Raw genomic sequence first — 12,780 nt, 5'->3', positions numbered from 1 at the left:
CCTGTTCCTGCTGGATCAACTGGCTGAGGTAGGCCGGGTCGCGATGACCGTCCGGACGGGCGACCACCAGGGTCGCGCCGGTGATCAACGGCCAGAAGAACTCCCACACCGATACGTCGAAGCTGTACGGCGTCTTTTGCAGCACACGGTCGTTCGGGCCAATCGGAAAGGCGTCCTGCATCCAGTGCAGGCGGTTCATCAAGGCGCCGTGTTCGTTCATCACGCCCTTGGGTTGGCCGGTGGAGCCGGAGGTGTAGAGCACGTAGGCCAGGTCGTTGGCCTGGACGCTGATTGGCTCGAACGCAGAGGCTTGCGGCAAGGCGTCGAGGGTCCAAGCCTGATGCCCGACGGGCAGGCGCGACAGCCATTGCGCCTGGGTCAAGGTGACCTTGGCATCGGCGTCTTCGATCAAGAAGGCCAGGCGCGTGGCCGGCAACTCCGGATCCAGCGGCAGCCACGCGGCGCCGGCATGGACGATGCCGAGCAAGGCCACGACCATTTCCACCGAACGCTCCATGCACACCGGCACGATGTTGTCGCTGCCCACGCCGGCGGCGCGCAGGGCCCGGGCGACGGTTTGCGCCCGTTGGTCCAGTTCGGCGTAACTCAGGCGCTGGCCTTCGAACACCAGCGCCGGGGCGTTGGGGCTCAGGGCCGCTTGCTGGCTCAGGGCGGTGTGCAGGTTGGTCGGGCCGCTGTAGTGACGTTCGGTGGCGTTCCACTCGATCAGTTGGCGATGACGCTCGGCCGCCGGCAGCGGTGTCCAATCCCCGAGGCGGGTGCGTGGCGCGTCGAGCATGGCTTCCAGCAGTTGTTGCCATTGTTCCAGCCAACGCCGGGCCGTGGTTTCGCTGAACAGCGCGGCGCGGTATTCCAGCAACACCGACAGCACTTCGCCGTCGTGCACTTCCCAATTCAAGTCGTACTTGGTGGCCTGGGCGGTCACCGCGCGTTCGCTGACCTGCAACTGCGGCCATGGCTGGCTCGACGCGTCGGCGTTCTGCATGGCGAACAGCACTTGGAACAACGGGGTCTGGCCGAGGCTGCGCGAAGGCTTCAAGTGCTCCACGACCTGGTCGAATGGCACGTCCTGATGCTGTTGGGCATCCAGCACACGGTTGCGTACCTGATTGAGCAAACCTTCGAAATCCAGCGCCGGATCCAGGTCTGCGCGCATGACCACGGTGTTGACGAAGCAACCGATCAGCGGTTGCAGCTCGGCGAATGGACGCTGGGCCACCGGACTGCCGATCCGTACGTCGCGCTGGTTGGCGTAGCGCCCCAAGAGCAACTGCGCGGCACCGAGCATGAGCATATACAGGGTGGCGCCGCGTTGCTGGGCGAACTGCCGCAGGCGTTCCACCAGGACGGGCGGCAATTGCAGTTGCACCGCACCGGCCGTTGGGGCGAGCTGGTTTGGACGGCCCTGTTCGGTTGGCAGGTCGAGCAGGTAGTCGCCGTCCTCCAGTTGGTTGCGCCAGTATTCCAGTTGGCTGCTGAACGCGGTCTGCTGGCCGGGCTCGCGCTGCCAGAGGGCGTAATCGGGGTATTGCAGCGCCAGCGTCGGCAGTGCCGCCGGGGTGCCTTGGCACTGGGCGGTGTAGCACTGTCGCAGTTCCTCCAGCAGGTTCTGGCTGGAGGCGTCATCGGTGGCGCAGTGGTGCACGCTGAGCAACAGCAACGACTGGGCGCCACCACTGCGTTGCAGCAACGTGGCCCGGACCGGCACTTCGGCGGCAAGGTCGAAACGGCGGCCTGTTTCCCCGTGGATCGCCGCGTCGGTCAGTTGCTGCCACTGTTCGTCGCTGGTCGCCTGCAGGGCCGTGACCTGCACGGTGAGATCGACCTTCGGCTCGATGATCAACGCCAACTCGCCGTCGGTATCGCGCACGATGCGGCTGCGCAGGATCTCGTGGCGTTGGACCACACTGTTCAGGGCGGTTTGCAGGGCCTGGACATTGAGTTCGCCGTCCAGTTGCACGGCGCTGACCACGTTGTACTCGCCACCGCCGGCGCTCAGTTGTTCGAGGAACCACAAGCGTTGTTGTTCGAACGACAGCGGCAGGCGCGCCGGACGCGGCGCCGCAACGAAGGTCGCTGCCGGGGCTTGCAGGGGATCGCCCAGCAGCGCGGCCAAGGCGTCGAGGGTCGGGTGTTCGAACACCGCCCGCAGCGGCGGCACAGTGGCGAACTGTTGGCGCAGGCGGGCAAACAGCGCCGCCGCCAGCAGCGAGTGACCGCCGAGGTAGAAGAAATGGCTGTCACGACCGATCTGCGTCGACGGCACGTTCAGCAACTCGGCCCACAGGGCGGCCAGTTGCTGTTCGGCGGCGCTGCGCGGCGGGTCCAGGGCGTCTGGCGCGGCTTGGATGTCCGGGGCCGGCAAGGCCTTGCGGTTGAGTTTGCCGTTGTCGGTCAGCGGTAGCTCATCGAGCAGCACGAACGCCGAGGGCACCATGTAGTCGGGCAGGGCGGCGCCAATGGTCTTGCGCCAGGCATGGATGTCGGCCTGCTGGTCGCACGTCACGTAGGCCACCAGGCGCTTGTCGCCGGGTACGTCTTCACGGGCCAGCACCACGGCCTGGCGTACGCCCGGTTGGGCGCCGATCAGGGTTTCGATTTCCCCCAGCTCGACACGGAAGCCACGGATCTTCACCTGATGATCCATGCGTCCCAGGTACTCGAGCTGGCCGTCGGGCAACCAGCGCACCAGGTCGCCGGACTTGTACATCCGTGCGCCTGGCAGGGACGAGAACGGGTCTTCGATGAACACCTTCGCGGTCTGTTCGCCACGGTTGAGGTAGCCCAGGGTCACGCCGGCACCGCCGATGTGCAGTTCCCCCGGGACGCCCACCGGCATCGGGTTGAGGAAGGCATCGAGCACGTAGGTGCGCACGTTGGCGATGGGCCGGCCGATGATCGGCCGCTGCGGGAAGTCATCCACCGCGCAACCGGTGGCATCCACGGTGCATTCGGTCGGGCCGTAGGTGTTGAAGAAGCGGCTGCCGGCAATCGATGGCAGGCGTTGCCACAGTTGGGCGTCCACCGCATCGCCACCGAACAGCACGAAGCGCGGCAGGTACACCTCGCCAAGGCGAACGCCGTCGCTTTCGAGCAGGGCCTTGAGCTGTGCCGGGGTGCACTCGAAGGCGTCCAGGCGGGTATCGCGGAAGAAGCCGGCCAGGGCCTCGGGGTCGTAGCGCACGTCTTCCGGGGTCAGGTACAGGCTATGGCCGTCGAGCAACAGGATCAGCTCGGCCACCGAACTGTCGAAGGCGAACGAGTAGTTGAAGCTGGTGCGCATCGGCTGGTCGGTGTAGCGGCGATACAAGCCATGGATACGCGCCCAGGCCAGGTTGACCACCGAACCGTTGGTCACCAGGGTGCCCTTGGGCTTACCGGTCGAACCGGAGGTGTACATGATGTAGGCCAGGTCTTGCGGCCCGGCGAGCGGGGCCGGATTGCTGTCCGGCTGGTTGGCGAACAGCGCCGCGTCGCTGTCCAGGCGCAAGCGTGGCAGTTCGGCGCCCAGTTGTTCCAACAGGCCCTGCTGGCCTATGAACAGTGCCGGTTGCGCATCCTCGAGCATGTACGCCAGGCGATCCACCGGGTAGGTCGGGTCCAGCGGCACATAGGCGCCACCGGACTTGAGAATGCCCAGCAGGCCGACCAGCAGTTCCAGCGAACGCTCGACACACAGCGCCACCGGGCGGTTGGCGCCGACGCCCTGGCTGCGCAGGTAATGCGCCACCTGGTTGGCCCGACGGTTCAGTTCGCCGTAGCTCAGGCTGCGGCCTTCGAAACACAGGGCGTCACGCTCCGGGGTGCGCTCGGCCTGTTGTTCGAACAACTGGGCGAAGGTCAGGTGCGTCGGCACCTCCATCTCGGTACGGTTCCACTCGACCACGGTGCGTTGCCACTCCGCTTCCATCAGCAGCGGTAAGGCGGCGACCGGGCGCTGGGGCTCGGCGAGCATGTGTTCGAGCAGGTGTTCCAGGCGGGCGAGGGTCTGGCGGGCGCTGTCGGCGACGAACAGGTCGAGGGCGAACATCAACTCCAGTTGGATCGGCGCGTTGGCCGGGCACAGCACGTGCAGGTCCAGGTCGCATTCGGAGTGCCGCAGCGGGGTGTCCAGCGCTTCGAACGCCAACCCGGGGAAGCGCAACCGCGACTCCATGGCCAGTTGCTGGGCGACCATCACCTGGTACAGCGGCGCATGGCTGAGGCTGCGTGGCAGTTGCAGGCTGTCCACCAGTTGCTCGAACGGCAAGTCTTGATGCAGCAGGCCATCGCGCAGGCGTTCGGCCACTTGCTTGACCAGGGCGCTGAAGCCGGCTTGCGGCTCGAAGTCCGCGCGGATCGCCAGGTTGTTCAACAGAATACCCAGCAGGCCTTCGGTGCCCGGTTGTTCACGGTGGGTGACCGGGGTGCCGACCAGCACCGTGGCGTCGCCGCTCAAGCGGTGCATCAGTACGGCGAAACCGGCGAACAGGACGGTGAACGGTGTGGTGCCGAGACGACTGGCAAAGGCTTGTACCCGGCCGCTGAGGTCGGCGCTGAGTTCACGCTGCACGATCCCGGCGCGGTAGCTTTGCACCGAGGGCCGTGGATGGTCGGTGGGCAAGGCCAGCAGCGGGCTGGCGTCGCTGTCGCGACGGTCCAGGGTGGTGGTCCAGTAGTCGAGTTGGCGCTTGAGTTCGGCGCCTTGCAGGTGTTCGCGTTGCCAGAGGGCGAAGTCGGCGTACTGCAGCGGCAGGGCCGGCAGGTCGGCGGGAGCGCCGTTGCAACGGGCTTCATAACCCAGGGCCAGCTCGCGCAGGGCGATGGTGGCCGACCAGGCGTCCGACACCAGGTGATGCAGGGCGATGCCGAGCACGTGCTCGCCCGGCGCCAGGCGCAGCAAGCGCGCGCGCAGCAGCGGTGGGCGGGTCAGGTCGAACGGCTGCTCGAAGGTGTCTTGCAGGGCATTGAACTGCGCACCGGCGCGCGCGGTGGCGGTCAACCCCGACAAGTCTTCGAAGGGCAACGCGATGTCCAGCGCTGGGCTGATGCGCTGGCACGGCACGCCGTCGGTGCTGTGGATGCCGGTGCGCAGGATTTCGTGGCGCACCAGCAGGTCGTTCAGGCTGGCGTGCAGCGCTTCGACATTGAGTTCACCCTTCAAGTGCAGGGCGAACGGAATGTTGAACAGGGTGGTGCCCGGCGTCAGTTGCTCGATGAACCACAGGCGCTGTTGCGAGAACGACAGTGGTAGCAGCGTCGGGCGTGGTTGGGCCTTGGGCACGCTGAGCGCGTTGGCTTGCGGTGCGGCGGCCTCGGCCTGGCGGGCGTCGATGGCCACGGCCAGCAAGGCCACGGTGGGGTGTTCGAACAGCACCCGCAATGGCAGGTCCAGTTTGAACTGGGTGCGCAGGCGGGCCACGATCTGGGTCGCCAGCAGCGAGTGCCCGCCGAGGGTGAAAAAGTTGTCCTCCACGCCAACGGTGTCGCGCCCCAGGACCTCGGCCCAGATGGACGCCACGGTGGTTTCCAGCGCGTTGCGCGGGGCGATGCTCTCCTGGGCGTCCGCCTGCCAGTCCAGCTCGCGGGCGGCGAGAGCCTTGCGGTCGACCTTGCCGTTATTGTTCAGGGGCAGTTTGTCCAGGCCGACGAAAGCCGCCGGCACCATGTACGGCGGCAGTTGCGCCCGCAGGTGTTCGCTCAGGCCGTCGCTGCCCTGGGTCTCGTCATGGGCCGACCAGTACGCCACCAGCCAGGCTTCGCCGACGGTGTTTTCCCGCAGCAGGACGGCGGCTTCGCGTACGTTCGGGTGCTGGGCGAGACGGTGTTCGATTTCCGTCAGTTCGATCCGGTGCCCGCGCAGTTTTACCTGCTGGTCGCGACGGCCGAGGTATTCGATCACCCCGTCTGCACGCCAGCGTCCCAGGTCACCGGTGCGGTACAGGCGACCTTCGAGTTGAGGGTGCTCGATAAAGGCGTCAGCGGTGCGCTGCGGGTCGTGCAGGTAGCCGCGGCCGACGCCGACGCCACCGACGCAGATTTCCCCGGCGACGCCAACCGGCACCGGGCGCAGGGCTTCGTCCAGCACATACAGACGGTTGTTGGCGGTCGGCTGGCCGATGGGCATGTGGCTGACCTCGGCCCCCGGGGCCGCGAAGATCGGCTGGAAGGCCACGTCGTCGGCACATTCGGCCGGTCCGTAGGCGTTCATCAGGGCGATGTCGGGGAACCGTGCGAACCAGTCCCGGGCCACGGTCGGCGGCAGGGCTTCACCGGTGGGCAATACCCAGCGCAGGTCCGGCAGTTGCAAATCGCATGGGCACAACGCGAGCACGGTGCGCATCAGGCTCGGGACGATTTCCAGCACGTTCAGGCGCTCGCTGGCGAGCACCTGCAGCAGGCGTTGCGGGTCGTGGGCGATTTCATCGGGAAGAATGTGCACGGTGGCTCCGAGCACCGGCGCGGCGAGGAACTGCCACACCGAAATGTCGAACGCCACCGAAGCGGTCTGGGGAATGCGGTCGGCGGCGCTGAGCCCCAGGGCCGGCACCTTGCCGAAGATGTTGTTGAGCATGCCGCGCTGTTCGATCATCACGCCCTTTGGCGTGCCGGTCGAGCCCGAGGTGAACAGCACGTAGGCCAGGCTGTCGGGGCGGGCGAGCACCGGCAGTGGCGTGTCGTTGCCCGATGCCCAGCAGGCTTCGGCGAACAGCGCCGTGGGCGCCTGGTCGAGGCCGCTGAGCAGTGGCTCGAGCAGACCGCCGCAGGTTTCGCTGGCGATCAGCAACGGCGCGCGGGACAGCCCGAGGATTTCCCGCAGGCGCTCGGGCGGGTGATTGACCTCCAGGGGCAGCATCGCCGCCCCAGCCTTGAACACGGCCAGCATCATGGTCAACAGCGCCAGGCTACGGGGCGCCACCAGCGCGACCAGTTGGTCTTCACCGGCACCGGCCTCGCGCAGGGCGTGGGCCAGGCGCGTGGAACGCAGGTCCAGTTCGGCGTAGGTCAGCGACTCACCGGCGCAGGTCGCGGCGACCTGATCACCGCGCAGGGCGACCTGGGCGGCAAACAGCTCGGCGTAGCTTTGATCCAGCGCAAAGTCGTGGGGGTTCAGCGCCCACTCGCCCAGCAACTGTTGACGTTCGTCGGCCGCCAGCAGTTCGAAGCTGGCCAACGGCGCGTCGGGGGCGACGAGCATGCTGCGCACCAGGCTGGCGATGTGGCCCAGCAGGCGCTGCACGGTGGCGGTCTCGAAACGTTCGCGGTCATAGGACACGCGGATGCCCAGTTGTTCGCCCGGCAGGATCACCACGGTCAAGCCGTAGTGGGTGTGCACGCTGTGGTCCATGCCTTCGAGGCTGAACTGGAAACCGCCTTCGAGGATCTGTTCGTCGATGGGCGCGTTTTCGAACACCAGGATGCTGTCGAACAGGGTCTCGCCCCGGGGAAAATCGCTCCAGCCCTGGATGTCGGTCAACGGCGTGTGCTCGAAGTCGCGCATGTCGACGTTGAGTTTCTGCAGGTCGCCCAGCCAACTGCCGAGCGAGGCGTTCGGATCCACCGAAACCCGCAGCGGCAAGGTGTTGATGAACAGGCCGATCATTTCCGCGACGCCGGTCAGGTCGGCGGGACGGCCGGCCACGGTGACACCAAAGACGACGTCCTGCTGCCCGCTGTAGCGCGACAGCAGCAATGACCAGACCCCCTGGAAAAACGTGTTCGGGGTGATCCGGCGACCGCGGCAGAACGCCGCCAGTGCCTGGGTTTCCTGCGCGTCGAGGTGAATCAGTTGGTCGTCCACCAGCACCGCATCGGTGTAGCGGTCGCGGCTCACGCCGTTGTCCACGGTCAGTGGCGTGGGGGCGTTGAGGCCTTGCAACTGGCCGCGCCAGAATTGCTCGGCCTTGCCCGCATCCTGGCGTTGCAGCCACTGGATGTAATCGCGAAATGGCCGAGGGCTTTTCAGTTCCGGCGTGCGGTCGTTGCACAGCGCTTCGTAGACTTTGAGGAAGTCCACGGTCACCAGGGAGATGCACCAGGCGTCCATCAGGATGTGGTGGAAGCTGCGAATGAACTCGTAGGACTCGTCGGCCAGGCGCACCAGCCGGAAGCGAATCAGCGGTGGCTTGGACAGGTTGAAGCCGACTTTCTGCTCGTCTTCCAGCAGCGTGCGGATCCGCGCCTCCTGCTCATGGGGCGCGAGCCCGCGCAGGTCGAGGGTGTCCAGCGGCACCTTGACCTGGCGATGGATCACCTGCACCGGTTGCTTCTGGCTTTTCCACTGGAAACTGGCGCGCAGGGAAGGGTGCAGTGCCACCACCTGGCGCCACGATTCGAGGAACGCCCCTTCATCGATGGCCCCGCCGATGCGGTAGCGATCCTGCATCAGGTACACCCCGGAGTCTTCGTGCAGCAGGGAGTGGAACAGCATCCCTTGTTGCAACGGCGACAGCGGGTAAATGTCTTCGATCGGGTTGCCAGCGGTTTTTTCGGTGGTCATTGAAAGCGTCCTGCGTAAAAAAGGGCAACGGTGGTGGCGGAGCGACGGGAGGAACCGTTCACAGGTCGGCCTCGTCCAGTTCGGCCATCAGCGCTTGCATTTCGTCATCGGACAGGCCCGAGGCGCTGAACTCGGTGCTGTCGGCTTGCGGCTCGGCGGCGCTCGGATCCAGCGGTTGCGCGACCTCGGCCATGGCCGCGATGGTCTGGCGTTCGAAGACTTGCTTGGCCGACAGCGCGATGCCTTGCTCGTGGGCCTGGGCCACCACTTGCAGGCTCAGGATCGAGTCGCCGCCGATGGCGAAGAAGTTGTCGGTGACACTCACCGTCGAGAGTTTCAAGACCTTGGCGACGATCGCTTGCAGGGCGGTCTCCATGGCGTTGCGCGGCGCCACGTGGGCGTTTTCGTCGAACTGGTCCGGGTCGGGCAACTGGCGGGTGTCGAGCTTGCCGTTGGGCGTGCGCGGAAAGCTTGCCAGGGTCAGCACCAGGGCCGGCACCATGTACGACGGCAGGCGTTCACCGAGGAAGCGCTTGATCGCCTCCGAATCCGGCGCGTAGCCGTGGGCGGCCAGGATGTAGGCGAGCAGGCGTTTGCCAGCGGCATGTTCCTGGACGATCACCGCGGCTTCGCGCACGTCGCTGTGGCTGCACAACTGGCGTTCGATTTCGCCCAGTTCGATGCGGTAGCCGCGGACCTTGACCTGATGGTCCTTGCGGCCCAGGAACGCCAGGCGTCCGTCGGCCAACCAGCAGGCCAGGTCACCCGTACGGTAGGCGCGAGTGCCATCGGCCAGGGTGACGAAGGCCTTGGCGGTTTCTTCGGGCTTGTTGCGATAGCCGCGGGCCAGGGTCGGGCCGGCCAGGACGATCTCGCCTGGTTCGCCAATGCCGCAAGCGCTGTCGAATTCATTCAGCAGGCGCAGGTCCATGCCGGCGATGGGGCGGCCGATGCTGACGTTCCGGCTGGGCTCCAACACTTCATAGGTGGCCCAGACCGTCGCTTCAGTGGGACCGTATTCGTTCACCAGCCGGGCGTGTGGCAGGGTCTTGCTGTGTTGCGCGATCAGCGACGGCGGGCAAGCCTCACCAGCGACGATCCAGCAGGCGAGGGGGGCGGCTGCGTCGCTGCGCTGCAATTGATCGAGCAGGGCCTGGTACAGCGATGGCAGCGACAGGCCGTGGCTGACCTGATGCTGGGCAATCAACTGCGCCAGGCGAGCCATCTCCAACTCCTCACCCGGGGCGGGCAACACCAGGCGTCCGCCTTGGGCCAGGGTCCAGAAAATCCCGGCGACCGAACTGTCGAAGGCAAAAGAGGACAGCAGCAGGTAGGCGCGCACGGGCGTCTCATAGGCGGCCATGCGCACTTGGGTCGAGAAGCTCAGCGCGCCGTGGCTGATTTCCACCGCTTTCGGCGCACCGGTGGAGCCGGAGGTGTAGATCAGGTAAGCGAGGTCGTTCGCGTCCGGCAAAGGCAGTGCCGGCCAATCGCCGAGGTCCGGCGTTGCCAGGTCATCCAGCACGAAGCGTTGCAGGTGGGGCGGCACGCTGTCGGCCAGTTCGGCGCTGACCACGATGTGGGCAATGGCGCTGTCGGCGAGCATGTAGGCGCGGCGGTCGGCCGGGTAGGTCGGGTCGACTGGCACGTAGGCGCCACCGGCTTTCAAGACGGCGAGCATGGCGACAATGGCCGCGTTGCTGCGGGCGAACAGGATGCCGACGGGGACCCCGGGACCGATGCCGGCGGCGACCAGTCGATGGGCCAGTTGCGTGGCGCAGGCGTCGAGGCGGCTGTAGCTGAGGTCACCGTCCTGGTCGCTGAGGGCGATGGCGTTCGGTTGTTGGCGAACCTGACGGGCAATCAACTCCACCAGTGTCACGGGTTCGATGGACGGCACGCTCGCGGCGGCGTCAATCAGTTGGGATTGCAGTGTGCCACCCAGGGGCAACTGGGCCCAGGCCTGTTGCGGTTCCGCCAGGGCACCTTGCAGCAGTTGCAGCCATTGCTCGGCAAGGCAGCCGGCGGCTTCGGCGCTGAGAGCATGGCGGTCGTAGACCAACTGCGCGTGCAGGCCGTCGGGCAACTGGCGGACGTTCAGGCATGCCTTCAGCGGACTCATCACCGCACTGGCGTGACGCTCCCGGGCATCGCCCGAGCGCCAGGCAAAGGCGTATCCGGCGTCGAGGGTGCCGGTGTAATAGTCCTGCCAGCCGACCGCCCGTTCCAGGGTGGCGGCTACTTGCGTGCTTTGCTCCAGCAGGGTCACCTGGGCATCCAGTTCGATGTTCACGGGCAGGCACTGCTCGAACAGACCCAGGGTGTTCTCCAGTTCCGCGCCGCGACTTTCATGGATCAGGGTGAGCGGCACCTGTTGTTGGCCGGCCAGTCGTCCCAATACCGCTGCCCATGCCGCCAGCAGCACGTCCGGGGTCAGGGCCGGGTGGCGGGCGATGTCAGCCGGCAGCGCCAGGTCCAATCGGGTCGGCGCAAACCCGCCTTTGAGGGCCGATTCTATGGGCAGTTGCAGGGTGGCCTGTTCGGTTTCGCCCGAGGGTTGCCAGAAAATCACGCCCGGATGGTCCGGCGCGTCTTCAACCAGGCTCCAGCGCCATTCGGCGTAGTCGGCGTACTGCAAGGTGTCGGACAGGTCCGTGGCGCTGTCTTGCAGCAGTGCATCGGCCAGCCATTTCAGGCTGGCGAGGTCGAAGTGGCTGCTGGCCGCCGCCAGGTCCAGGATCGTCTGTTCATCGGACAGGCGCACCAGGGTCACGTACAGGGGAGACGTCCAGTCGCGGGGTTGGCCGGCGAGTTGGGCCAGCGCGGCGTCCTGATCGGCGCGGTTGTATTGGCGCAGGTCCTGGAGCTTCACCGCCAGCGGAGCGGTTTCGTCGATCACCTGCACCGGGTGGCGCAGGCCGGGCACGGGCATCAGGCGCGTGCGCAGGATTTCACTGCCGGCCACCAGCGCCTGCAGGCGCTCGTTCAGGGCATCGACGTCCAGCGATTGCGACAGCGACCATTGCAAATGGCAGCTGAACGGATGCTCTGCCGCACCGTTGATATGGGGGTAAACCGATGCCTGTTGCGGCGAAATACGAAAACCTTGAAGTCCGCTCATGTTCATCTCGATTGAAAAAGGGCTTGAGCCTGGGTCACCGCACAGACGCTGGGGCTTGCTGGACAAGGGTCAGGCAAGCCTCCTGCGAACGGCGGGTGGACCCGTTGAATGTCAGACGGCAACGTCGCTCGACAGCAGGGCTTCAGCCATGCCGGTCATGATGGCGCGCTTGCCGGTAAAGGGTTCGCGACCGTGCACAGCGAGCATGTTGTCGATGAACAACACGTCCCCCTGTTGCCAACTGAACCGCACCAGCGAGTCGAGGTAGGCCGCGCGTAGCGACTCCAGGACCTGGGGCTCGATGGGTTCGCCATCGCCATAAAAGGTGTTGGTGGGCAGGTCGAGGTCGTTGAAGTTGCTTTGCAGCGAATCGCGGATTCGCCCGGGCAGGGTGCTGATGTGGAAGAATGTGGCGTGGTTGAACCAGACCTCTTCGCCGGTGCGCGGGTGGCGCACCACGGCCGGCCCGCGTTGGCGGGTGCGCAGGCGATTGTGGTCTTTCCATTCCACTTCGATGCCGACGCTGGCGCAGTAGGCTTCCACTTCGCCACGGTCTTCGGACTGGAACACGGTCTGCCACGGCAGGCCGAAACCGTCGCCGTAGTTGCGAACGTACAGCACGCCTTTTTCCCGGAAACGCGCCTCGATCTGCGGGCTGATCCTGGCCTTCACGGCGCGGGTCGAGCCGATCGGTGTTTCACCGCCGGTCTCGGACGGCAGTTGGCAGTAGAAGAACAGCCGCAGCGGGAAGCGCGGTGAGTAAGAGTGTTCGTTGTGGGGGAAGATCATCTGGTCGGCCGGGTAGTCGGTCGAGGTGTAGATATTGCCGCCGACCCGTGTCCGGGGCGAGGCACGGAACATGTATTCCAGCGCTCCGGGGGAAAGGGCGGCGATCACCTGGTCGAACTGCTCGACGGACGCGACGTTGAAGCCACGAAACAGCAGGGCGCCGTACTGCAGCAATTTCTTTTCCAACGACTCGCGTTCCCGGGTGGCCCAGGCGACCAGATCAACACCACTGACCGCTGGCTCGATCACCAGGGGCAGGGCGTGGTCCGGGCTGAGCAGGCGCTCGGTCACCAGTTGTTGTTCCGAGACGTTCATGGCTTTGCGACGCACGGCGCCGAGGGCGCGTGGCGATGGGGGCACGATAGACATA

Annotated in this window: 3 protein-coding genes; all 3 read right to left on the bottom strand. The window is 66.2% G+C overall.

The features are described from left to right. Positions 1-8,500, bottom strand: an 8,500-nt coding sequence (locus IB266_RS13015) for an amino acid adenylation domain-containing protein (protein ID WP_192261445.1), incomplete at its 3' end; no start/stop codon positions are given. Between the two features lie 58 nt (positions 8,501-8,558). Then, entirely contained in the window at positions 8,559-11,621 is a 3,063-nt protein-coding gene (locus IB266_RS13010; RefSeq protein ID WP_192261444.1) for a non-ribosomal peptide synthetase, read from the bottom strand. Positions 11,622-11,732: 111 nt separating this feature from the next. Next, a complete protein-coding gene (locus tag IB266_RS13005; RefSeq protein ID WP_192261443.1) occupies positions 11,733-12,779 on the bottom strand; it encodes a TauD/TfdA family dioxygenase in 1,047 nt (348 codons plus the stop codon). Between the last annotated feature and the right edge of the window lies 1 nt (position 12,780).

It is taken from the genome of Pseudomonas sp. Pdm06 (genome assembly GCF_014851795.1).
Lineage (GTDB): Bacteria > Pseudomonadota > Gammaproteobacteria > Pseudomonadales > Pseudomonadaceae > Aquipseudomonas > Aquipseudomonas fluorescens_AA.
The sequence above is the reverse complement of the archived record's forward strand: the minus strand, read 5'-3'. Positions and strand labels throughout refer to the sequence as shown.

Coding starts and splice junctions, on each gene's coding strand:
- IB266_RS13010 (WP_192261444.1), bottom strand. CDS start 11,621: ATGAGCGGACTTCAAGGTTTTCGTATTTCGCCGCAACAGGCATCGGTT.
- IB266_RS13005 (WP_192261443.1), bottom strand. CDS start 12,779: ATGTCTATCGTGCCCCCATCGCCACGCGCCCTCGGCGCCGTGCGTCGC.